Raw genomic sequence first — 22,273 nt, 5'->3', positions numbered from 1 at the left:
TGAGCCTTGTCGATCTTGAGTGGCGAGAGCGGCTAACCTAGCAAGCTGCCGAACACGCCGGTAGACGCGTTACGCTTGAATCATTCTTAAGAAAAATCAACGAATCGAGCACGGGGACCCGATGGATATTCTTGGTTTGATCAATACCTATATCCGTGTCGTAGAAAACGGCAGCATCGCGGCGGCGGCCCGTGCCCAAGGCATGAGCGCCGCGGCGGTCAGCCAGAGCATCACGCGGCTCGAAGCCCACTTGGGCGTGCGCCTGCTCTCTCGTACGACCCGGAGCATGGCGCTCACCGAAAGCGGCACTCGCTATTTCGAGAAGGTGCGCCACATTCCGGGTGATATTGATCTCGCCTCGCAAGCTGCCACTGTCGAAACCAAGCCGCATGGGCCGCTTTGCATCGCCACCACCGCGGCATTTGGCCGGCATGTACTCGCGCCATTAATGCCCGCATTCAAGGACGCCTATCCGCGCATCAACATCGAACTGATCAGTACGGATCGCAGCGTCGATCATCGGCTGGAGGGCGTCGACGTCAGCATCCGTATTGAAGCGCAGCTGAACGATCAGCTCATTGCCCGGCGTATCGCCTCGCGTCCTTTCGTGTTCTGCGCGTCACCCGCGTATCTCGACCGCGCGGGCATGCCGACAACACCTGAGGAGCTGAAGCAACACACTTGCCTTGTCTTTCGCTATCCAACTGATGGTCGTTTTCTGCCCTGGACCTTTGTACTCAATGGCAGTCGTTTCGAAGCCAAAGTCAATCCGGGCTTCATCTGCGATGACATTGATACGATCGCGCAGATTGCTGTAAACGGCGGAGGGATCGCACGCCTCGCCAGCTTCGTCGCTCAGCCATTGATCGACAGCGGCCGACTACTGCCATTGTTCGAGCCGGGCAATCGCAATGCAGCTTGCGCAGAGCCTGAACCGATGCACATCTATGCCTGCGTCACCGAGCGATCGGCTTTAAATGCGAAGGTGCGCGCGTTCATCGATTTTCTTGAACGAGAGATGCAAAGCCAGTCGCATGTGCTCGCCTAAGCAGCCGCACGACGAGTTCAACTCAATCTGCGGCGATCTGCGCGATCAGGACGCAACAATCGACTGGGGAGAAATGGCTACGCGTTCCCGCTGCCGACCAGCGGCTCATTCAGAACCCTCCTGAAACCGCGCCCGATACCGCCCCGGGCTCTCCCCCGTCCATTTCTTGAACGCCCGATGAAACGCACTCGGCTCCTGAAATCCCAACTGCTCGGCAATATCGCTGATGCTCGCCTTGCTCTGACGCAACCGTTCAAACGCCACCACGCGCCGTACTTCATCCTTGATTTCCTGATACGAACAGCCTTCGCGTCCCAGTTTGCGGCGAAAGGTGCTGGGGCTCAGGTGCTGCTCCAGGGCGAAGGCCTGCAAGGTCGGCCATTCGCTGTAATGGCTATGGCGCAAGCGCTGATGAACCTGCGATGTCAGACCATGCTGATTGCGGAAACGGATCACCAGCCATTGCGGTGCGGTGCGCAAAAACACTTTCAGCGAGGCGAGGTCCTGAACCACTGGCAGCCGCAGGTAGTGACTGGCGAACTCGATTTCGGTGCGTTCGGTGCCAAAGGTCAGGTTGGGGCCCCAGAGCATGGCATCATCACGCAGCGCCAAACGCTGATGACGAAAGTCCGCACGGTCGATCGGAATGCGCCGCCCACCCAGCCAGCACAGCAGGCTGATCATCAACACCAGAAACGTTTCTTCGCCCAACCGGCTGACCTCGCTGTTCTGCGAACAGGTCTGCAAGCTGATGACCGCACGCTTGCCGCGCACACTCAACGTGCCGCGAAAATCACGCAGGAACAGGGCGAAATTGGCCAGGCACTGACGCATGGCTTTTTCCAGCGTCGGCTCCTGAATCAATGCCCGACAGATCAAGGCAAAACTGCCTGGTGGCATTCCGTGGGAGTCCAGCTGGAAAAATTCGTCGTTCAACTCACGAATTTGCACCAGCCACAACGCGGCGAAAGCCGTGGCTGGCACCCGTGCCGTCGGCTGGTCCATCAGTGCCGGATCAATTCTCACCTGTTCAAGTACTGCCCGCAGACGCTGCGGTTCCTCACGTAATGCATGGATCATGGGGTACATGAAGTAAACCGCCACCGAATCCGTTTCCCGCATTTGAATGCCTCTCTCGTCACATCTGAATATGGCAAAAAACGCCATCACCCTTGAACAGTTTTGGCATAGGCCTGTGGCGCTGCTGATTCTAGACTCGTGCCCAACAAAAAAGACCTATTCAGAGAGCCAACATGAACCATTCCGATATTTTTGTAGTGAGCGCCGTCCGTTCTGCCATCGGCAGCTTTGGCGGTTCACTCAAGGATGTGCCGCCTATTCAGTTGGCAACCGACGTTTGCCGCGCCGCTATCGAACGATCAGGCCTGGCGCCCGAGCACATCGGCCATGCGGTGATGGGCCATGTGATCCCGACAGAGGCACGCGATGCCTACATCTCCCGGGTCGTAGCGATGAATGCCGGCCTGACGAAAGAGACTCCCGCCTTCAACGTCAACCGCCTTTGCGGTTCGGGTTTGCAGGCGATTGTCAGTGCCGCGCAAAGTTTGATGCTGGGGGATGCGGGTGCTGCGCTGGCAGGTGGCGTCGAGTCCATGAGCCGAGGCGCGTACTTGCTGCCACAGGCACGCTGGGGCGCTCGAATGGGCGACATGCAGGCCGTCGACTACATGCTTGGGGCCCTGCAAGACCCGTTTGCCGGTTTCCACATGGGTATCACCGCTGAAAATATCGCCGAGCACTATGGCATCTCGCGCCAGACCCAAGATGAATTGGCGCTTCTCAGCCAGCAGCGCGCTGCCCGGGCGATTGCCGAAGGGCGTTTTGTCGGGCAGATCGTGCCGATCGAAGTAGCGACCCGCAAAGGGACGGTGTCGTTTGCGACGGATGAGCATGTACGGGCCGAGGTCAACGCCGAGCAATTGAGCCGCATGAAACCTGCCTTCAAAAAGGACGGTAGCGTCACTGCCGGCAACGCATCCGGCCTCAATGATGGTGCCGGCGCACTGATCATGGCCACGGGCCAAACTGTTCAGGAACAAGGCCTCAAGCCTATGGCTCGACTGGTGGGTTATGCCCACGCAGGCGTTGAACCTTCGATGATGGGGCTGGGACCGATTCCCGCCACCCGCCTGGTGCTCAAGCGCGCCGGTCTGACCGTTGCCGACCTTGATGTGATCGAGTCCAACGAAGCCTTCGCCGCCCAAGCCTGTGCCGTAGCGCAAGAACTGGGCTTCGATCCGCAGAAGGTCAACCCCAACGGCTCGGGCATCTCGCTGGGCCATCCAGTGGGCGCCACTGGCGCGATCATCGCCACCAAAGCCATTCACGAACTGCATCGCTGCCAGGGCCGTTATGCCCTGGCGACCATGTGCATCGGCGGCGGCCAAGGCATCGCCGTGTTGTTCGAGCGGGTTTGATAAGGACATGCGCATGATTCTTCAGAACATTGGCGTCATCGGCGCCGGCACCATGGGCAATGGCATCGCACAAGTCTGCGCCCTGGCCGGCATCAATGTGACCTTGATCGACATCTGCGAGAGTGCCTTGCAAAAGGCAATCGCGACCGTCGATAAAAACCTTGATCGACAGGTCGCCAAAAACACGCTGACGCATGAGCAAAAGCTCGCTGCCCTCGACAAGATTCGCACCAGTAGCGATTACAACAGCCTGCAAAACGTGCAAATGGTGATCGAAGCCGCCACCGAAAACCTCGACCTGAAACTGCGCGTGCTGCAACAAATCGCCGCGCAGGTCAGCGCCGACTGTGTGATTGCCTCGAATACGTCGTCGCTGTCCATTACCCAACTCGCCGCCAGCGTCAGCCAGCCTGAGCGCTTCATCGGTCTGCACTTTTTCAACCCGGTGCCGGTGATGGGCCTGATTGAAGTGATTCGTGGCCTGCAAACCAGCGATGCCACCCACGCCTTGGCACTGGACATGGCGACCACCCTCGGCAAAACCGCCATCACCGCCGGCAACCGTCCGGGTTTCGTGGTCAACCGGATTCTGGTGCCGATGATCAATGAAGCGATCCTGGTGTTTCAGGAAGGCCTGGCCAGCGCCGAAGACATCGACGCCGGCATGCGCCTGGGCTGCAACCAGCCGATCGGCCCGCTGGCATTGGCGGACCTGATCGGCCTGGACACTGTGCTGGCAATCCTTGAAGCCTTCTACGACGGCTTCAACGACAGCAAATACCGCCCCGCTCCACTGCTCAAGGAAATGGTCGCCGCCGGTTACCTGGGACGCAAAACGGGGCGCGGCTTCCATGCCTACGCCTGAGCGTTGCTCGCGCTTCGCCGAATACCGGGACAAGGTGCTGGAGCTCTTTGCCAGCAAGGGTTTCGGTCAGGTCGGCATGCGTGAGCTCGCGACCTGCCTGGGGCTCGCCCCGGGCTCGCTGTATCACCATTACCCCAGCAAGCAGCACATGCTGCTCGACCTGATCGAGGAGTTCTACGAAGAGCTGCTGGCTACCTTGGGGCGCATCGGACAAACGGCCCCGGCAAAACGCGACAGACTCAACCAATTGATCCGCGCGCACTTGAATCTGCATCAGGAAATGCCTTGGCATTTTCGTCTGGTGGAGCGCGACAGCGGCTGCCTGAATGAAGAGCAGCAGGAACGGGTCCGGCAACTGCGCGAGCAGTACGAACGCAAGTTGCTGCTGATGCTCGGCGTCCGCCCCCGATTCAGTGAGCAGGGCCGGGTGGCCGCCGGTCATGCCATTGCCGCCTTGCTCAACAGTGCGCCCAGTTGGCTGTCGCACTATTCGCTGGATGAACAAGAGCGCGATAATCTGATGGAAAACATGGTAAGTGGCGCCATCGAGCGGCTGCTGGCGCCAAAACGCACACACGAGACGATAAGCCTCGCCCGCCTCTAGAAAAAATAGCTAAAAAAACCGGGATACCCGCCGCGTTTTAGCGCTTGGCTACAAAAAAAAGTACTGGTTTGACCGGAAGGACTGGGTTGACTACTTTGGTTCGTTAAAGGAAATCATCTAGTGCGACAAGGAGTGTCGACAATGTACCCGTCCGTTCGTTCGTCTTTTACCTTGGCCTGGACTCTGCCCTTGGCATTCTGTGCGGTTGCCGCCCAGCCCCCGCTCGATCCGCTGGAGACCCTGAACCGCATTAACCACAACTACAACACCCTCAAGGACGCTTGCCAGGAACCCGATACCGGAGCCGCACGCGGCCATTACTACTGCAGCGGCGTGACCTTGCGCATGGTCAACGACGGGCCCTTCAACCCTTGGGACTACAGCCCCTACGCGATCAAGATCGGCGCGACCTCCTACTCCTGGATCCGCGGACCTGAGCACCCGGATTCTCATTCACCCGGCCGGTTTCATCCTGCGCACCCCAACCGACGCGGCGGCCTTGAGCCTGCCGGTCAAGGAGCAGGGCTGGACCTGCATCTACGCCTTCGATGGCGGTACCGGGCCGGAGCGCAAGTGGTACGGCTGCGGCTTCTTCGACAGCCGCGAGCCACCGCGTGCGGCCCAGGGTGCGATGAACAACCGTAACTCCGCCCTGGCCTACGGCACCTGCGCGGAAGCCGGAGTGAGCACCGCCCAGCAATGGACCCAGAAATACACCGGGATGATGAAGGGACCGATCCAATATAGTCAGTGCTCTTGGAACGCGGAAAAACCTGACGACTGGAACGCCATGATCCGGGTCCACGAGTCCCGGCCAAACACCACCCACAAGGACCCCTTCGCCTTCAGTGCCCAGGTCAACGAGTTCATGTTGAAGAATGCCTCGGCGACCAACGACGGCAGCGAAAACATGAAGTACATCGATGCCTTCATCTACAACGTCAACAGCACGCAGAACTTCGCCACCCGCGGTGATCAGGCGCCACCGAAACCGGAGGACGGCCTGAACAGCGCGCGCAACTTCCAGAAGAAACTCCAGGCCCAGGGCTACAGCGTGCCGATCCTGCGGCTGGACTTCACCAAGCCTGCGGAGCAGCGTTTCAACTATGTCGCCGCCGACCAGGCGATAGACCTGACGGTTGCCGGTGGTGCACAGCCAACGCCGGTGAAACCAGCGCCCAGCTACATCGCTGCGGCCACCTGGGTCGAGCGTTACGATCCGGGCAGCAAGAAAAACGAATGGAGCCTCAATGTCACGCCCACAGCCCGGGGCAAGGCGATCCAGGCCAGCGACCAGGACGCCTTGTACAAGGAACTGTTCGAGCTGCGTGGGGCCGATAGCCAGTGGCGCGACAACGAGAAATCACCGGGCAGCATGCGCCAGCAACTGAGCTGTCTGGTGCAGAATTATCCGGCCAAGACCGAATGGAACCTGGAACCGTTTCGCCCCAATGTCACCCCCCAGGAAGCGGCCAGGGCCGGTTGCAATCCGCTGCCGCTCCAGGCACCGCAATACATCGCGTCTGCCGATTGGGTCAAGCGTTACGACCCCGGCACCCGCAAGGACGAATGGACCTTGAGCGTGGTGCCCACAGCGGCTGGTCGCGCCGTACCCAACGAGCAGGCCGGGGCTTTGTACAACCAGCTGTTCGCCCTCAAGGGCGCGGATAGCAACTGGCGCGACAATGAAAATTCCGCCGGCAGCATGCGCCAGCAATTGAGCTGTGTACTGGTCAACTACCGCAGCAAGACGCCCTGGAATCTCGAGCCTTTCAGGCCTGCGTTATCGGACAGCGAGACCCGGGCCGCAGGTTGCAACCCAGTCCCCCGTTGAATGGCCTGAGTGCTGTGGCGCCCTCGCCCGAGGGCGCTGCCGTTGTCTGCGCAAGGTCGCGCAAGTCGTCGGCGAAAGAGGCCGGCGCGTGCAGCGAACCATTGTGTTTTTTGTATCACCGGCATGGACGCCCCGCGCCGGCTATCGGCTCCAACCACAAGGAAGTAGCGTCATGAAAAAACGTCTGAACAGGATCACTCCATTACTCATATTTCCGTTGCTCTTGCAAACGACATTGGCCAACGCCGAATCATGCGAGGAGACGCTGAAACGGGTTGAAACGTTGTACAACAACACAGTCGATAGTTGCAGGCAGGATCCGGCGTCGGACTGTTCGGGATTGTTGGTCAGGGGCACTCACCGAGCCAACCCGGCGAAGGGGGAGAAATGGGATGTATGGAATCCAAGCCCGAAAGCCAAAGAGCTGGGTACTTTTGCCGCATCCTGGATGCGTGCCGATGGCATCAGCTATGAAGATCCTGGCATGAGTACTCAGAACGGCTACCTCATTACTCCGATAGATCAAGTACGCGAGCCAGAGACTCCGGTGCATGTCTACTGTGCGTTTCCTAACGACGCCTGGACCGATTTTCGAGATGACCGAGGCTGTGGCAACAATAAGAACACCAGCCAGACAGAGGCAGTATGCCAAGCCATGGCGCCGCCTATCACTAGCGCTAACACCTGGGTCGCGCATTTCACCAGGTTCAACAACGACAGGAAGCAGGACCAGTTGCAATGTGGCTTCAATATGCGCAATCCCATGAGCAGCAAGGATCGGGTAGACGCTTTTCGAAACTTTATGGGGGCTCGGCAAGTCATCAACACCCGTGAGTTTCAAACCCAGACAGAATTCCGCTTGGGTAACCCGAAAGATGACGAACTACCGATTCTGGCGTTTTTCTACAGCGATGAACGTGGTTTGAATGATGCCTTGGCCAATCAGCAGGACTATAAAAACAAGACAGGAAAGGATCGCAACGTCATCAAGATTGATTTTCCAAGAACGCCGGTTAGCAAGGCCACCTTCTCGTGCGCCAGAACCACGCCTCCACCCACGCAACAATTTTGTGACAAGTACATCGAGTCAAGCACCTGGTTACGACGCGACGATCCGAAACTCGGGCCTGACACTTGGTCACTTGAGGTAGTGCCCACCGCTTGCGGCCGCGCTATCAAGGACGATCAGACCGACAGAATGTTTGCCGAGTTGTACAACAAGCACAAAAACGATGAGCAATGGAGGCAATACAGCGTCAATGGTGGGTCAATCCGCCGGCAAATGGTTTGTCATCTGGCGGCAACCTTCAACGGCAAGCCTGTCAGGAACAAGCCCGAGTGGAACCTCGAACCGAAGCGGCCATACGTCGACCAGGCCAAGGCCATAGCGCAACACTGTAATCCTTACTGAGGCTTTTGAGCGGCAAAACCCGATCTGCCGATACCCCAGGTATCGGCAGGTTGCATTTTTTACACCAGCATTTGTCCTATCCTTTCACTACCCAACAACTCCGGACATCGAAATGCCCGCCCCCGAATCCACCCTCCTCCAGAGCTGGCACCACAACGCCCAATCCTGGATCGAGGCCATCCGCACCGGCACCATCGAAAGCCGCCTCAAGGTCACCGACCAGGCAATCCTGCTGGCGGTATTAGGCCGCCAACCCGAGCGCGTGCTCGACCTGGGCTGCGGCGAGGGCTGGCTGTTGCGTGCGCTGGCTGAACGGGCCATCACGGCGGTCGGTGTGGATGGCGATGCGACGCTGGTCGACGCGGCGCGGTCGGCGGGCTCTTCGCGGGTGCATTTGGCGAGCTATGAAGAGTTGGTGGAGGCGAAGGTGGACATCGGCAGCAACTACGACCTGATCTGCGCCAACTTCGCCCTGTTGCACCAGGACATCATCCCTCTGCTCGCCGCCATGAACGCCCTGCTCGCCCCTGGCGGCGCGCTGGTGATCCAGACACTGCATCCGTGGACCGCGGCGGCGGGTGACTATCAGGATGGTTGGCGGGAAGAGACCTTCACTGGGTTCAAGGGACAGTGGCAACCCATGCCGTGGTACTTCCGCACTTTGTCCAGTTGGCTCAATGCTCTGGACATGGCCGGTTTTCAGCTGGCCGGCCTGCAGGAGCCGCAACACCCGCAAAGCCCTGTGCCGCAATCGTTGCTGTTAGTGGCTGAGCAAAACCCGCCCACTACCGCGAAAGCACTCGCGGCAGCGGGTGCTGACTGACAGGTGGAACTCACGCCCCGTCGGGATAGTTGCTTTTCGATTAAAGGTGGAAGACTTGCAAAGATGGAATCATGTCGATCAATACTGATAAGTTGCCTGCACTGAAATTCCATGCGCACTACCATAATACAAGAGGGGCCTTTTCGCACCCTGCCCGAGGTCTGAGCCTCGGACATGCGAATACCGTATGTATCACAAGAATGGCAGCGTCTATAAAGATTCTGCTGTCTGGATAAGCGAATTCAACACCAGCTTTATTTCAGCGGCCGGATCTTTATGCCCTTGCAGTATCAAACCTTCCGACAAAGCGGTGAAGGTTCTTGCAAGAGCGGCGTACGCCAGAGGAGGCTTCTTGCCTGCATGATTAAATATAATGGTAATCAGCTTACCCAAGGCCTCACTATTTTCCTGATGCAGATCGTAATAATGCTTTGAAAACTCTTCATTGCGCAAGGCAATCAGTTGCAGTTCAGCATCAAGAATCGCACAACTGGTATTATTTTTAAGCGTATCAATATATGCATTTAATCCATAGGCCAACTCTTCCGACGAGTACCCCGAAGACAGGGTAGTACTCAATCGATCGATTTCAACCCTCTTGAATCTCTGAGTCAATTGCAGAAGCAAGTCAGACTTACTTGAAAAGTTTGAAAAAAAAGCGCCCTTCGAAAAACCGGCCTCCTCGGAAATAGCATTGACACTGGCAGCGTGAAAACCTTTTGTCACCATAAGCTCAGTGGCAGTGTCGAATAATTTATCTCTCGTTACTTGCTGACTTTCTTCTCGACCTAATCTCTTTTTAATCACACCTTCGGCTCCTTTGGCCAAATAAAAAACCCATTTGTAACTGGATGCAACAGATCTGCTACTCACTGCGCAAAATCTGTTTTAACTATCATATCTTATACTACGCCTTCTAAATCACTTCACCTTTAAACTTTTAAGGAGTGCCATGTAAATGCCATGTACCAGGCCGGCGGGAGGGAGACCCAAGATAGGCTGGAATTCAGACTGACGCGTGCTTCCCCCCTGCCCGATCGAATCAGCGAGGCTGGGTTTGTTGATGGATGCCGGCTGTCTACAACCCTCTAAACTGTGGGTTTTTCGGGCATTCAGGGACGTCGACCGTGTGATGCTCATGAAATACCGCTTGATTTTCAGATACCGGATGGTTTTTACTTGCCGCCATTGATGTAACCAATGCCAGATCAAAGCATCGAGCCCGGTGACATCAATCAATGCAGCAGATACCTCACAGGAGCTGGATTTTAATGGAATATGCCTTCGTTACAGGCGCTACTGGCCTGCTCGGCAATAATGTGGTTCATGCGCTTTTAAAACGAAATATCAAAGTAAAAGCGCTGGTTCGTTCCGTAGAAAAAGCCAAGAAGCAGTTCGGCAATCTGCCTGTCGAATTTGTCGAAGGCGACATGCTCAATGTCGACGCCTTCAGCCATGCCTTGCAAGGCTGTGATGCCTTGTTTCATACAGCCGCCTATTTCCGCGATAGTTACAAAGGCGGAAAGCACTGGCAGAAACTGTATGACACTAATGTGACTGGAACCGAACGATTATTGCAAGCCGCTTATACCGCCGGCATTCGTCGCGCAGTCCACACCTCCTCCATTGCGGTTTTGAAGGGCGATAAAGATCAAGTAATCGATGAAACAATGTCTCGCAGTGAATTGGAGGCTGACGATTACTACTTGAGTAAAATATTGTCCGAGCAGAAAGTTCAGGAGTTTTTGTCGCAACACCCGGACATGTTCGTCGCCATGGTATTACCCGGCTGGATGTTTGGCCCCGGGGATATCGGCCCCACCTCATCAGGACAGTTCTTGCTCGACTTTGTCGGAAAGAAGTTACCTGGCGTATTACCTGGGAGTTTTTCCGTTGTAGACGCCAGGGATGTGGCGGAACATCAACTCGCGGCAATCACACACGGCAGATCCGGAGAACGTTATCTGGCAGCCGGCAATCATATGGACATGAAAAGCATTTTCCAGGCACTGTCCAGTGTCAGCGGCGTAAAAGCGCCGGAGCGCAAAGTACCACTGTTCATGTTGCGTATAATTGCGTTGATCTATGAAGGTTATTACCGAATTACAAAAAAACCGGTACTCATCAGCACCTCCACTGTCAAACTAATGGAGCAAGAACAAGGGCGCACCCATTTCAGCCATAACAAAAGCTCAAAGGAATTGAAATGTAAGTTCCGCCCCGTAGCTGAAACACTGACCGATACCCTGGACTGGTATCGAAAAAATAATTACACAAATGCTTAATTGAAACAATTCATCTATAGCCTGCCTCTGTAGTACTTTTTTGTCGGACCATAAATTCAAGGATTGAGAGAGGTTGGTAAATGAAAAGCCTTTCATATAAAGAAGGTTTTCTGCATCGGTTCGTCGGTTTTTCAAAGTCTTTCCCCGACCACATTGCTATCAGGAATCTGGACGAGGAAGAAGACACTGTTACTTACCGTGAATTGCGAACCAAGGCTGAAGAGTGCAAGGGAGCCCTCAGCGCATTAGATGTATTGCCGGGTGACAAAGTAGCGCTTGTTCTACCCAACGGGGTGGAATTCATCGCTTACTATCTGGCGATCATCGGGAGTGGTGCGATTCCGGTCATCCTCAACTACAAACTGACCCCATTCGAAATGACCAGTGTCATCAGCATCGCCAGGCCGACGCTGGTCATCACGACCGAAACGTTGTTCGAGCAACATAGCGAGACATTTCAGGCTGCCTACGGCGTTCGTCACTCCTTGGTGCTGAACGCCGCAAGCGAGCCGTCATCGCTCCTGCCCGACAATGCAACGGCTGTCTCTCGGCTTCCCCGACAGGCCGAGCCCTTGTTATTGCCGGAGGGCAATCCGATCGTCTCGGTACAGTTCACTTATCGGGGCATCGGTAAACCTCTGGCCGTTTCTCACCGCTACCTTGACCTGACGCAATCGAGCGATGGGCTGCATGAGCAGTTTCATCTTCAAGGCGTCGGGTCCGTGCATCTGGTGACGCTGCCGTTGTATGCCATTTTCGGACTGTCCGTGATGATGGTTTTTCCATTGAGCGTGGGCGCCACCCTGTTAATGACCAACACCCTGCTCAATAGGGATCTGGCGGAAGTCTTGTCTGAGCATAAGGTCACCTTTGCCTGCCTGGTGCCCGACGTCATTCGCTACTTCAATACGCGACTGGCCAAACGCAAAGGCGCGCTTTTGCCAATGCACCCTCAACTGATGATTTATTCGGGTGGCAGCCATCTTCCGGCAGACGAAGCCGAGAAGCTGGGAAGGCTGCTGGGGTGCAATCCGGTGCTGCAAGGCTATGGATTGACCGAGAGCATGCCGGTGATTGTCCAGAGCTCGATTGGCAAGGTCCATCGCGGCGCCATGGGACAACCGATTAGTGGCGTAGAACTGCGGGTCGTCGATGCCGAGGGGCGCAATGTCGCACCTGGACGTATCGGCGAACTGCTGATACGCGGCTCGATGGTGATTGACGGCTATAACGATGCGGAGGACGCCAACGCCCGGTTCTTCCGTGATGGTTGGTTACACACGGGTGATCTGGTCTGGCGGGACGACGATGGACATGTGTTCTTCTACTGCCAACGCCTGAGAATCTCGAAGATCAAAGCGCAAATGGTCGACCTGACAGAAATCGAATCCATTGCCCTGAAGCATCCGGATGTGGCGCGCGCGAAAGCTTACATCGTCCCGGACAACAAGGAGGTCAACGTACTGCACCTGTGCGTTGAAGGGAGTGGCGACCTGACCCAGAGCGCTATTTCTACCCTGCTTTCGCGCTTTCTCTCGGGCTTCAAGTTGCCCAAAACCATCGAGATCATCTCTCTCAAGGAAGAGATTCATGCAAGTTAATGCCACAAAACCGGTACTGGCCGTTTTCGACTTTGACGGCACATTGACCGACCGACACACGTTCTGGCGCTACATGCGTTTTATCGTGGGAACCAAATCGTTCTGGCTCAGGATCATTCCCCTGTTGCCCAAAATGCTTAGTGTGATCCTTGGCATCACGCCGTTGATGCAAGCCCGACTGGCGTTCATCGCCTGTTATCTGGGTGGTCTGTCAGTTGAGCAAGAGCGCGAACATGCCAAGTACTTCATTACCGAGCAGCTACCACTCTGGCTCAGGCCCGAAGCCCTGCGCCGGCTGCAATGGCATCAATCCATGGGACATATCACTGCGCTGGTCAGCAACTCGCCGGAGAACTACCTGATCCCCTGGGGCCAGGCAGCGGGTTTTGACTATGTTTGCGGCACCCGCCTGGCGACTGCAAAGAACAAACTGACGGGCGGGATATCCGGAACCAACTGTGTTGAGAGAGAGAAAGTTACACGGCTCAAAGGGTGCCTGAGCAACCTTGATGACTTTTACATTTATGCCTACGGGGATTCATCAGGTGACGATGCCCTGCTCAGCATTGCCAACTCTCCCTTCTATAGAAACTGGTACTAACAGATGAACACTCTGAGCACTTTGGCCCCCAAGCACTTCAGGCAACCCGGTAACACCCCGACAGTCATGATCGTAGGCGCCGGCCCTATTGGCCTGTCCCTGGCGATCATGCTGAAAAAGTGGGGCGTCTCTTTTCGCATTATTGAAAAGAATGCCGGTCCCTCGACCGCTACCAAAGCGATGGCCATCCATTCCAGAACCCTGGAAATTTTTCGAGATCTGGGTGTTGCCGATCAAGCCATCAGCGACGGGTTCACGATCAACCAGTTTTCGGTGCAGTCGAACGCCAAACGGGTACTGAACTACAACTTCTCCTACCTGGACGCCACCTATCCCCTGCTTCTCAGCCTGCCACAGCCGCAAACAGAGAAAATTCTGCTTGAGCGACTGAACCAGTTGGGCGCAGATGTTGAGTGGAATACCGAGCTGGTCGATATAGAAAACCAGCCGGGATCCGTGCGCATGACGCTTCATCATGCGGACGGCAGCGACGAATCCTTTTCCAGTCGCTGGGTGGTCGCGTGCGACGGGGCTCGCAGCAACATCAGAAAACGTCTTGATATGACCTTCGAAGGATCATCCTACGACCGGTTCTTCATGCTCGCCGATGCCGATATCGAGTGGTCTGGAAGCAAGGATGAGGGGGCTTTCTTCCTCGGTGCACAGGACGGTTATGTGGCAGTCGCGCCAATCAGCGCCCAATCCCGTTATCGACTTTTCATCGAGATGCCCTACAACCTGCCGCCAGAAGGTGAGCGCCCGTCCTTGAGCCTGGAGAACTTTCAGCGATTGTGCGAAGGGCGCGGGCAAAAGATGACGCTGTCCAATATTTCATCGACCACCATCGCCTCTTTTCAACATCGTCGCGTGCAGTCGCTGCAGCAAGGCTCTGTGTTTCTGGTGGGTGATTCGGCGCATATCGGTAGCCCGATCGGTGGGCAATGGATGAACCTGGGGGTTTCCGAGGCCTATAACCTGGCGTGGAAAATGGCTTATGTCGATCAGGGCCTGGCGGATCAGTCATTGCTGGAGAGCTACAACGAAGAGCGCTACCCGGTTGCTTTGGAAGTCGAGAACACGGCACACCGGCTGACCGGACTGATAACCGTCAAGCAACGCGCCCTCGTTTGGCTGCGCGACAATGTTCTGCCGCTGCTGAGCAACCGGCGCAAGGTTCAGCGCAAGCTGCCCTCGATGATTTCCGGTCATCAGTACCACTACGGCAAAAGCGATTACATTCAAGAATCGCTGACGAAGAAGCAGCGCAAGAATTGGGACAAAAAAGGCAAAAAACCCGAATTCCAGACAGCTGCGCCTCGCGCAGGTCAACTGGCCCCCGATGTCGAATTGTGGCAACTGCAAGGCTTGCCGCCAAAACGCTTGATCGACTTGTTCCACGGAACGTTCACGCTGTTGATTTTTAGCGCAGCCGATCAGTTTTCTCCTTTATTACCGGGCTATTACACGCTGGCCGAGTCGGTGGAGAAGGACTACCCGGGCATCAAGGCTTATTGCGTTATTGATGCCCTGAATAGCACCGAGTTGCCTTCCTGGCACTCGACGTTGCTGGACCCCGATTGGCGGTTGCACAAGCGTTACCATGCCAAAGAGGGCACGTTGATGCTGATTCGTCCTGACGGCTACATCGCTTTCCAGGGGGCTGATGCAATGACGCTCTTCACTTATCTGAACGTAAGATCCGGGCTGCTCAAGGGCGCCAGAAAAACAACATCCTCCGAGATCGACGCAGTGCAACTCCAACTATAAGTCTCTCTATGACTACTGCCAGTTTGGTTCATTGATTCGCACAAGGCCCACCCGTGGGCCATGACTTTTGATTTCTTACTTATAGAAAACTTATACCGACTTTGGTTAGGAGACCTCATGCGCGTCCAACTCAATGATGTTGTGCAGGAATTCATCGTGTCCAATGGAAAAATAGCTCATAGCTATTTCTCTCTTTCAGAAAAGATCATTGATTCACTTTGCGAATCCAATGTAGCAAAAGAATCAATATTGATGCGTGTGCTGGAGCAGGCCGAATCCGTCACCGCGCATTACTTCAATGCTCATCAACAAGTCCTTGAGGGCGTTTATGCCCATGGGATTGAAGCTCCCGCCGCCAAGAACCTTCCGGTGCTGGAGCCCGTACACTCGAACTCGGTAATACTGGCATCGGCACCTGTTGCGGAACAAACGCCTGCACTCAGCTACGGGCAATGGTTGCGCACCGAAATAAGCTCGGTCACCGGATTCAAAAAAGAACAAATCGACTTCGATCAAAGTTTCGAGAGTCTGGGTATCGACTCGCTGGGGTTGGTCGATATTTTCGAATCCCTGGGCCAGCACTTTCCGGAAAAGAAAGAGCTTACCTCGCTACTCTTTGATGCTCCCACCCCTACCGCCTTGCTGGCACGGCTTGAAGCCAATCCGAAGGCGCTTGCCGTGGATGTCGAAGCCTGGGTACTTGAACAACTGGCGAATATCACCGGTTTTACGGTTGACCAGATCGACCAAAAACAAAGCTATGAAAGCCTGGGCCTGGACTCCCTGGTGCAGCTGGACTTCCTGGAATCGGTCGTCGCATTGTGGCCGCAACTCAAGGCCAACAGCACTGAGCTGGTCAACGCCAAGTTCCCGCAGGAAACAATCGCCCTGATTAAAACCGCCCTGGCCAGCCCCGAGTCGGTATCAACACGCTCCACCGAAGTCCAATCACCTGCCACAACGGACTCCCAAGGGCAAATAAGCAATCTGCTTTTCAACACCCTGTCACCCCTGATCCCGGACGCGCCACAGTCGATCGACATTGAGACGCCCTTTGCGCAGTTGGGGCTAAACGGTTTTGCCCGAGAAGCACTCTGCCAATCAATGGCGCAACAGTGTTCTGCCAGCGAGTTTGCCGGTGAAGCGCTAATGTCGCGGCGTACGCCGCAGGACGCCTTGTCGCTTCTGACAAGACTGAGCTGATGCACTGAGCCACTGCAAAAAAATGGCATGGAATCCGGGTGATCGAACAGATCACCCAGCATTTTGGCAATCAGGAGATTGGGTATGAGTGGCGCGGTAACAACAGAAGGCGATTTTTGCTTCAGCGCAATGGCTGGCGAGTTTCCAGGAGCGCCGTCAACAGATGCGCTTTGGCACTTGCTCTCGCAAGGGCAGATAGCGCCTGTCCAGTCGATGTTGACACGCTGGGAACTGAATAAAGCGTCGATATACTCGGCGAAGGCAGGAGAAAAGGATCGCGTTTACCTGGACAGTGCTTTTTGCCTGACCGATGACGTATCAACCCCGTCACGGCATGAAGGACGACAGGTCGCCATCGGCAAGAAAGTACTCCAGACGCTCCTCACCCAGCTTGCCGGACAAGGCTCGGCGCTGATCAAGGAACGCACCGCATTGGTGGTCGCGACGTCCTGGAGTGACGAGAGTTATTTCGTCACAGGAATGTCCGGAAAAACCAATGCCCCGCAGGGCTATACACCGGGTGAACAAGTCGCTGAACTGGCGGCGGCTTTTGCCTTGGGTGGTCCGGCGTTATCAGTGGATACCGCCTGCAGTTCGTTCCCCTATGCAATCGATATGGCCCAGGCCCTGGTCAACAGTGGACAGGCGGATAACGCGATTGTCATGGCATTGAACACCGTGCTGCCGCCGGCGCTGTTTCTGGGATTCTCGCAGTTGACCGCCTTTTCCGCCCGGGCCCGAATGCAGGCGTTCGGCCAGGACGCTGACGGTATTGTGCCAGGCGAATGTGCGGTCGCCTTTCTGGTCGAACCCGTCTCGCAGGCCCTGATTGCGCAGCGCCGCCCGTTGGGCGTTTTACGGGCATTGGGGCTTTCCGCCGATGGCGCCGAAGGCTCAGTGTTTGCGCCTGGCAAACAGGCCCAGTACACGGCTTATCAGCGTGCCTATGTCGGTCTTGATCCCAACGACGTGGACTACATCGAGACCCATGGCACCGGAACACCGCTGGGTGATGCGACAGAGCTGGGCTCGTTGAACAGCTTCTTCGCCCCCCATCGCACAGACGGCAAAAAAATCACCATCGGTTCGATCAAGTCCGTCATTGGTCACCCCCTGGCCGCCGCCGGCGGCGCTTCGCTCGCCAAAGCGTTGATGATCTTGCGTCATAAAGGTATTCCACCTCAGCCCGACTACCGTCCCAGCACAAAAGTCGACGAGACCTGCCTGCAGTTGGCCACAGAGCAGATACAGCCCCTCGCTGATCGTCAGTCGGCGATCCGGGTAGGCATCTCCAGCTTTGGTTTTGGCGGCGCCAATGCGCATCTGGTGGTGGATGAATACATTCCCGACAACCACCCCGCCGCCCCCATGGCCATTCCTCATCCCGGCGTGCTGAGGCTGGACCTTGCCATTGTCGAGGCTGAAGCGGCGATCGGCAGTCACAGCTCATTGCAATCATTCAAGCAGCAGCTCAATCAGCCAGCAGCACCCTCAGTCATTTTTCCTTATGGGCGCTTCGTTGATTACACCCCTGCTCCCGCTCAGCCCTTACTGGGAAAATTCCTGGCGCAGGATCGCGTCATTGATATCGACGGTTTCGGTATGGGTCCAAAACCTCTGGCCCATGTCGATCCGTTCAAGCTGTTGATCACCGATCGCGTCAACCATTTACTGCGACGCCTGCCCGGTGTGGCCGGCTCACCCGGCACGGCGATGGTCATGTGCTGCAACATGGGTGGGGAACGCTTCAGCAATGCGTATAGCAGCGCTCACAACTACTACGCCGGGGCTCAAGGCATGCCACCGGGCGTGGAGGTATCGGACGTGGCAACCATGTTGCCAAATATGTTGTCCGGCTATCCGGCGCAGATTTTTGACTTCAGGGGTTTCCATCAAACACTGGTCGGCACTCCGGGAGTGTTCTGGCAAACCTTGCTGGCATCCCGGCAATGGTTCAAGGAGGGCATCACCACTCTCTTGCTCGGTGCGGGGCGCTTTATCAGCGGTGAAATCGAGATCGAACGCGCCCGGCATTCCGCAACCACGCAAGGTGAAGGACTGGGGCTGATTGCGCTGCGTCCTTATCAACCGGACTCCAGCGACAAACCTTTGCTGGTGATCCGCGCAGCGGTCCTCGCCCATGCCGCGAACTCGCTTGAAGAGGCTTGCCAACTGCTGGGCAAAGAGCGCAGTCAATTGCAGAATATTGAAGTCTGCGAGCTGCAGCCTGATACGACTCCTGCAAGCGGATCACTGCAAGAGATGACCGGCTTCCTGGCTGAAGCCACTGGCATTGAAACCCTGCTGGCGGTGATGTTGAGCAAATCGGCTCACACGGTGATCGAGGTTCGCCAAGCCGGTAAGGCAGTGATGTGGCTATTGACCGAAAAGCTTCAGGAATGGAGTCCGACGGCGGCCGAACCCGCCCCTGCCATCAAGCATCCTTTCACGTTGCGATTTGCTCACTCGGCCCCCCACGATCTGCAGCAGGTCAACCCGCCTGCCCGCCCTGTCAGCCTTGTCCGCGAGCCGCAACACGACGGCGTCGACGTGTTGCAACTCAGCGACATGCTGACCAACACCCTGCTCTCAGGGCTGCGTGTCAGAGTTCGCGCCATGGAGGGCCTGTTCGCCCTGCACCGTGGTGCTGAAACCCAGCGCCCGGCGCACTGGCAACGTTGCCCGGAAAACATCGTGATCGCCAACGTCCAGCGCAGCCCTCAGTCACTGCACGCCCAACTCGTGGTGAATGAAGCGCACCCCTATTTCTTCGATCACCCGCTTGATCACATCCCCGGCATTTTATTGCTTGAGGGTGTGTTGCAACTGATTGAACTCGCCATGCCCCCACTGAGTGGACGAGCCGCCTATGTCAAAACCCTGACTATCAAGTTCCAGCAATACGTACAAAAACAGGGTGTGATTGATCTGCATGTAGAACAAGGCAAAGACCCCCAGGTATTCAATGCGAAGGTCATGCAGGCCGGAAAGCTGATGTGCACCTGCATCCTTGGGATGGCCTACAGCTCGGCATTCGAGACATCGCCCGCCGGCGAGTTCACGGCCACTCGTTGCCGCGACAAGGCCTTGCTGCACAAGGCCAGAGACGAAAACGTCATCGTCAGCGACATGAGCGGGGTCGCTCAGGGCTTGAGCGTGGACACACTGAAACTGCCGGATGAACACTTCTTCCAGGAGGGCGACCCCGAGCACTATTCGATGGTGTATTTCCTCGAAGTTGCGCGCCAGTGCTACATGCAGATTGCCCACAGCTATCTGCGGATTCCACTCAACACCCCGATGAACCTGCTGGCCTTGAGTTTCACCCTGGATCGGCCAATCCCCAGGAACAGTCCGCTGTCATTGGCACCGCAAGCCGGTTTTGACGCCCAGGATCAGCCGTTCAAAACCAACCGCATCTATATCGACCTGTTCAACCGGGGCGAAAAAATCGGACAAGCCAGTATTACCGCTCAAGTGCTGAGTCAATCCGCGCCCGCCGCTTGAAGCTTAAATTGATTTCACTCCTCAGCATGACCCTGCCCCCAAACAACCAAGGTGTCGCCGTGAACGATGTCAAAGTGCAAGTCATAGTCAAATCGCCGCCTTCTGAAATATGGAAGATCTGGAGCAATTTTTCAGAAGCGCCGTTATGGGATACCGACGTCCGCCATTGTGAACTCAATGGCCCGTTTCAACCGGGAACCCGAGGTAAATGCGTCCTCAAAAACGGCCTGAACATGCCGCTGAAACTGGAAACGGTGAGCGTGCATGAAAGCTATCGGAATACGGCAAAACTGCTTTGGATCGACCTCGAATTCGATCACCAGATGCGCAGACTTTCGCCGAATGAAACCCAGGTCATCCATAGCGCGAAGATCTCCGGCCCCTTGAGTTTTTTATACCGCGGGCTGCTACGCAAAATGCTGACCGCGGCAATGACCACCGCACTGGCCAACCTGAGCACTTTGGCTGAACAACGAGCGAATGCAGTCGGCACCCCAAGGCTCGAAAAACCCGGCAAGCATTTGCACCGCGCATGAAATATCCCGGGAGGGAGCGCGTTGAACGCTCGCTCCCGAACACGCTTCGCTTACTCATCGATAACGGCACACTTCGGACCGAGCATGAACCTACTAAAAAAACCTCAGTATCTCGTGATGGGCGTCATTGGCATGGGCCTTATCGCTCCAGCGTCCAGTTCCGCCGACACGCTCGGCCCCTACATCAGTGTCATGGGCGGCCTGAACTGGGTTGCTGCGCAGGACCTTAACCAGAACAACCTCGATTTTGTCGAGATGGAGTTCAACCAACCGCTAGACTCCGGCTACGCCACCGGACTGGCATTGGGCTGGCGGTTTCCCGTCGGGCTCAGACCTGAAGTGGAACTCAGCTACCGCAAAAATACCCTGACCCAGTTCAATAACCGGGTCTACGAAGGCGGCGGGAGCATCGACGGCAAAGGCGAAGAGGAAGCCACCAGCCTGATGGCCAATCTCTGGTATGACGTCTTGAACCTGCCAGCCCCCTTCAGTCGGTTCACCCCCTACATTGGCGGCGGCCTGGGCTACACCACCCTGACGGTCAGTGGTCTGGAAGCCGGCGGGGTCCAGTTCGGCGGCACTCATCGCGACACCGTATCGGCCTATCAACTCGGAGCCGGGGTAGGTTTCGAGCTTACCGAGCAATGGTCGATGTCCCTGGATTACCGATACATCAAGACGCGCGAAGCGCACTTCGGTGACATTCAAGGCCTGCCCCAAGGCGATGTGCGCACTGACTACAGCGCACAGTCATTGATGCTCGGCCTGAAGTATTGGTTCTAAGCAGTTAAACCGATCGGCGCCTTGCACTGGTGAGGCGTCGCTACGACAAGCCGGTGAAAAATTTCGATGCGGGGCCTCACTGTCGACTGCCATTTTGCGAGCCCCGATCCGAGTCGCACAACAGTCCCTGAGATCTCCCGCCCTGTTCCAACCACGACCGCAAGGTTACGAGGTCGTCCAAGGTCAGCGAACGCTCATCGACCTAGGCAAGGTGCCGGGAATAGAACGGCGAAGAACGCTTCACGTGGCCGATCACTTCCCGCAATTGTTCCTGGTGCCATGCAGTCAGCGCGGTGTCGCTGAGGACATCAGTCCAATAGGCATGACGAGTCGGATCGGACCGCGTCTTGAATGTCTCTAAATGCTCTTTCATTTCAGCCGCACAGGTTTGATGGGTTACTGGAACTCAACGGCCGCCACGTTAGTGACAGAAGTTACAAATACCCAGCTACGGTATTCCGCAGCTGTGCGCGCCCGAGTTTCTTGTTAAAAGCACGCGCGATTACATATGCGCAGGAATAGTTTTCCGTCCCGTCGACATTAAAGAATGAATGAAAGATTAATATCCGCACAGCAGTTGACAGCCTTGGGGGGCACTGGTAATTTCGCTGCACTGCCGATCATTCCCCGCAGTACTTAGCCAAGACTGGGATGTCTAAAATGTACTATCACCTTTCTGCTATCAGTTCCTCCCACAGCTATCCCGACAGCTGTTCCCGGGCCATTCTGGCCATTTTTAAAAGCAATATCTGGCGTCGCTAATCAAGCGAAGACCGGAGCCTGTCTGCTGCCTGCCAGCAACGTCCTGATCATTCATCCATGAAATCGAAGGCGCTCGCGCCTTGTGCCCTGCACATCGCTTGACTGCAATCCGTTGCAAGTCTTGTATTGCGCGCGGCATGAAAAGCGTCCGTCTCGAATACTCAGGATATCCGTCAACACGTATTTAAAGTGCCTGCGTACTTTA

Annotated in this window: 18 protein-coding genes; 15 read left to right on the top strand and 3 right to left on the bottom strand. The window is 56.1% G+C overall.

Going from position 1 to position 22,273, the window contains the following annotated elements; translation table 11 throughout:
• The first annotated feature begins 121 nt into the window (after positions 1-121).
• A complete protein-coding gene (locus tag AB3226_RS27690; RefSeq protein ID WP_367375364.1) occupies positions 122-1,048 on the top strand; it encodes a LysR family transcriptional regulator in 927 nt (308 codons plus the stop codon).
• A 105-nt stretch (positions 1,049-1,153) separates the two neighbouring features.
• Here the strand turns inward: AB3226_RS27690 and AB3226_RS27685 are convergent, their stop codons facing one another.
• The gene (locus tag AB3226_RS27685) at positions 1,154-2,170 is read right to left on the bottom strand and encodes an AraC family transcriptional regulator (RefSeq protein ID WP_367375363.1); all 1,017 of its coding nucleotides are present in this window, start codon (positions 2,168-2,170) and stop codon (positions 1,154-1,156) included.
• Between the two features lie 131 nt (positions 2,171-2,301).
• Between AB3226_RS27685 and AB3226_RS27680 the strand changes: the two genes are divergently transcribed.
• The 6 genes from AB3226_RS27680 to AB3226_RS27655 all read left to right on the top strand — a co-directional run bounded on the left by AB3226_RS27680 (position 2,302) and on the right by AB3226_RS27655 (position 9,023).
• A complete protein-coding gene (locus AB3226_RS27680) occupies positions 2,302-3,486 on the top strand; it encodes an acetyl-CoA C-acyltransferase family protein (RefSeq protein WP_367375362.1) in 1,185 nt (394 codons plus the stop codon).
• A 13-nt stretch (positions 3,487-3,499) separates the two neighbouring features.
• Entirely contained in the window at positions 3,500-4,351 is an 852-nt protein-coding gene (locus AB3226_RS27675) for a 3-hydroxybutyryl-CoA dehydrogenase (RefSeq protein ID WP_367375361.1), read from the top strand.
• Positions 4,338-4,955, top strand: a complete 618-nt coding sequence (locus tag AB3226_RS27670) for a TetR/AcrR family transcriptional regulator (RefSeq protein ID WP_367375360.1) — start codon at positions 4,338-4,340, stop codon at positions 4,953-4,955. Before AB3226_RS27675 ends, AB3226_RS27670 begins: the two co-directional genes overlap by 14 nt.
• Before the next feature lie 499 nt (positions 4,956-5,454).
• Positions 5,455-6,789, top strand: coding sequence for a DUF2599 domain-containing protein (locus AB3226_RS27665; RefSeq protein ID WP_367375359.1), 1,335 nt, complete (start codon positions 5,455-5,457; stop codon positions 6,787-6,789).
• A 172-nt stretch (positions 6,790-6,961) separates the two neighbouring features.
• A complete protein-coding gene (locus AB3226_RS27660) occupies positions 6,962-8,200 on the top strand; it encodes a DUF2599 domain-containing protein (RefSeq protein WP_367375358.1) in 1,239 nt (412 codons plus the stop codon).
• 112 nt (positions 8,201-8,312) lie between these two features.
• Complete coding sequence (locus tag AB3226_RS27655) at positions 8,313-9,023, top strand: class I SAM-dependent methyltransferase (protein ID WP_367375357.1); 711 nt, start codon at positions 8,313-8,315, stop codon at positions 9,021-9,023.
• A gap of 210 nt (positions 9,024-9,233) precedes the next feature.
• Here AB3226_RS27655 and AB3226_RS27650 read toward each other — a convergent pair whose 3' ends face one another.
• The gene (locus AB3226_RS27650) at positions 9,234-9,830 is read right to left on the bottom strand and encodes a TetR/AcrR family transcriptional regulator (protein ID WP_367375356.1); all 597 of its coding nucleotides are present in this window, start codon (positions 9,828-9,830) and stop codon (positions 9,234-9,236) included.
• Positions 9,831-10,294: 464 nt separating this feature from the next.
• Here AB3226_RS27650 and AB3226_RS27645 point away from each other — a divergent pair, with 464 nt between their 5' ends.
• From AB3226_RS27645 to AB3226_RS27610, 8 genes are all read left to right on the top strand, one after another.
• Positions 10,295-11,308 carry an SDR family oxidoreductase gene (locus tag AB3226_RS27645; protein WP_367375355.1) on the top strand — a complete coding sequence of 338 codons (1,014 nt, stop codon included), beginning with the start codon at positions 10,295-10,297 and terminating at the stop codon, positions 11,306-11,308.
• A gap of 80 nt (positions 11,309-11,388) precedes the next feature.
• Positions 11,389-12,909 carry a class I adenylate-forming enzyme family protein gene (locus tag AB3226_RS27640; protein WP_367375354.1) on the top strand — a complete coding sequence of 507 codons (1,521 nt, stop codon included), beginning with the start codon at positions 11,389-11,391 and terminating at the stop codon, positions 12,907-12,909.
• On the top strand, positions 12,899-13,510 hold the full coding sequence (locus tag AB3226_RS27635) for an HAD-IB family hydrolase (RefSeq protein ID WP_367375353.1): 612 nt from the start codon (positions 12,899-12,901) through the stop codon (positions 13,508-13,510). Before AB3226_RS27640 ends, AB3226_RS27635 begins: the two co-directional genes overlap by 11 nt.
• 66 nt (positions 13,511-13,576) lie before the next feature.
• Positions 13,577-15,277: an FAD-dependent monooxygenase gene (locus tag AB3226_RS27630; RefSeq protein ID WP_367375352.1), complete on the top strand. Its 1,701-nt coding sequence runs from the start codon at positions 13,577-13,579 to the stop codon at positions 15,275-15,277.
• Positions 15,278-15,394: 117 nt separating this feature from the next.
• Positions 15,395-16,480, top strand: coding sequence for an acyl carrier protein (locus AB3226_RS27625; protein WP_367375351.1), 1,086 nt, complete (start codon positions 15,395-15,397; stop codon positions 16,478-16,480).
• 84 nt (positions 16,481-16,564) lie between these two features.
• Entirely contained in the window at positions 16,565-19,987 is a 3,423-nt protein-coding gene (locus AB3226_RS27620; protein WP_367375350.1) for a beta-ketoacyl synthase N-terminal-like domain-containing protein, read from the top strand.
• 26 nt (positions 19,988-20,013) lie between these two features.
• Entirely contained in the window at positions 20,014-20,523 is a 510-nt protein-coding gene (locus AB3226_RS27615; protein ID WP_367375349.1) for an SRPBCC family protein, read from the top strand.
• Between the two features lie 84 nt (positions 20,524-20,607).
• Positions 20,608-21,306 carry an outer membrane protein gene (locus AB3226_RS27610; RefSeq protein WP_367375348.1) on the top strand — a complete coding sequence of 233 codons (699 nt, stop codon included), beginning with the start codon at positions 20,608-20,610 and terminating at the stop codon, positions 21,304-21,306.
• Between the two features lie 202 nt (positions 21,307-21,508).
• Here AB3226_RS27610 and AB3226_RS27605 read toward each other — a convergent pair whose 3' ends face one another.
• Positions 21,509-21,679 carry a hypothetical protein gene (locus tag AB3226_RS27605; RefSeq protein ID WP_367375347.1) on the bottom strand — a complete coding sequence of 57 codons (171 nt, stop codon included), beginning with the start codon at positions 21,677-21,679 and terminating at the stop codon, positions 21,509-21,511.
• Positions 21,680-22,273: the final 594 nt, after the last annotated feature.

This window comes from Pseudomonas lini (assembly GCF_964063345.1).
Lineage (GTDB): Bacteria > Pseudomonadota > Gammaproteobacteria > Pseudomonadales > Pseudomonadaceae > Aquipseudomonas > Aquipseudomonas lini_B.
Note: the sequence above shows the minus strand (reverse complement) of the source record. Positions and strands in the feature narration are given on the sequence as shown.

What these genes read in the sequence shown, in the direction of transcription:
- AB3226_RS27670 (WP_367375360.1), top strand. Translation starts at nt 4,338, where the DNA reads ATGCCTACGCCTGAGCGTTGCTCGCGCTTCGCCGAATACCGGGACAAG.
- AB3226_RS27660 (WP_367375358.1), top strand. Translation starts at nt 6,962, where the DNA reads ATGAAAAAACGTCTGAACAGGATCACTCCATTACTCATATTTCCGTTG.
- AB3226_RS27685 (WP_367375363.1), bottom strand. Translation starts at nt 2,170, where the DNA reads ATGCGGGAAACGGATTCGGTGGCGGTTTACTTCATGTACCCCATGATC.
- AB3226_RS27610 (WP_367375348.1), top strand. Translation starts at nt 20,608, where the DNA reads ATGAACCTACTAAAAAAACCTCAGTATCTCGTGATGGGCGTCATTGGC.
- AB3226_RS27645 (WP_367375355.1), top strand. Translation starts at nt 10,295, where the DNA reads ATGGAATATGCCTTCGTTACAGGCGCTACTGGCCTGCTCGGCAATAAT.
- AB3226_RS27605 (WP_367375347.1), bottom strand. Translation starts at nt 21,679, where the DNA reads ATGAAAGAGCATTTAGAGACATTCAAGACGCGGTCCGATCCGACTCGT.
- AB3226_RS27640 (WP_367375354.1), top strand. Translation starts at nt 11,389, where the DNA reads ATGAAAAGCCTTTCATATAAAGAAGGTTTTCTGCATCGGTTCGTCGGT.
- AB3226_RS27620 (WP_367375350.1), top strand. Translation starts at nt 16,565, where the DNA reads ATGAGTGGCGCGGTAACAACAGAAGGCGATTTTTGCTTCAGCGCAATG.
- AB3226_RS27680 (WP_367375362.1), top strand. Translation starts at nt 2,302, where the DNA reads ATGAACCATTCCGATATTTTTGTAGTGAGCGCCGTCCGTTCTGCCATC.
- AB3226_RS27635 (WP_367375353.1), top strand. Translation starts at nt 12,899, where the DNA reads ATGCAAGTTAATGCCACAAAACCGGTACTGGCCGTTTTCGACTTTGAC.
- AB3226_RS27655 (WP_367375357.1), top strand. Translation starts at nt 8,313, where the DNA reads ATGCCCGCCCCCGAATCCACCCTCCTCCAGAGCTGGCACCACAACGCC.
- AB3226_RS27690 (WP_367375364.1), top strand. Translation starts at nt 122, where the DNA reads ATGGATATTCTTGGTTTGATCAATACCTATATCCGTGTCGTAGAAAAC.
- AB3226_RS27615 (WP_367375349.1), top strand. Translation starts at nt 20,014, where the DNA reads ATGACCCTGCCCCCAAACAACCAAGGTGTCGCCGTGAACGATGTCAAA.
- AB3226_RS27625 (WP_367375351.1), top strand. Translation starts at nt 15,395, where the DNA reads ATGCGCGTCCAACTCAATGATGTTGTGCAGGAATTCATCGTGTCCAAT.
- AB3226_RS27630 (WP_367375352.1), top strand. Translation starts at nt 13,577, where the DNA reads ATGATCGTAGGCGCCGGCCCTATTGGCCTGTCCCTGGCGATCATGCTG.
- AB3226_RS27675 (WP_367375361.1), top strand. Translation starts at nt 3,500, where the DNA reads ATGATTCTTCAGAACATTGGCGTCATCGGCGCCGGCACCATGGGCAAT.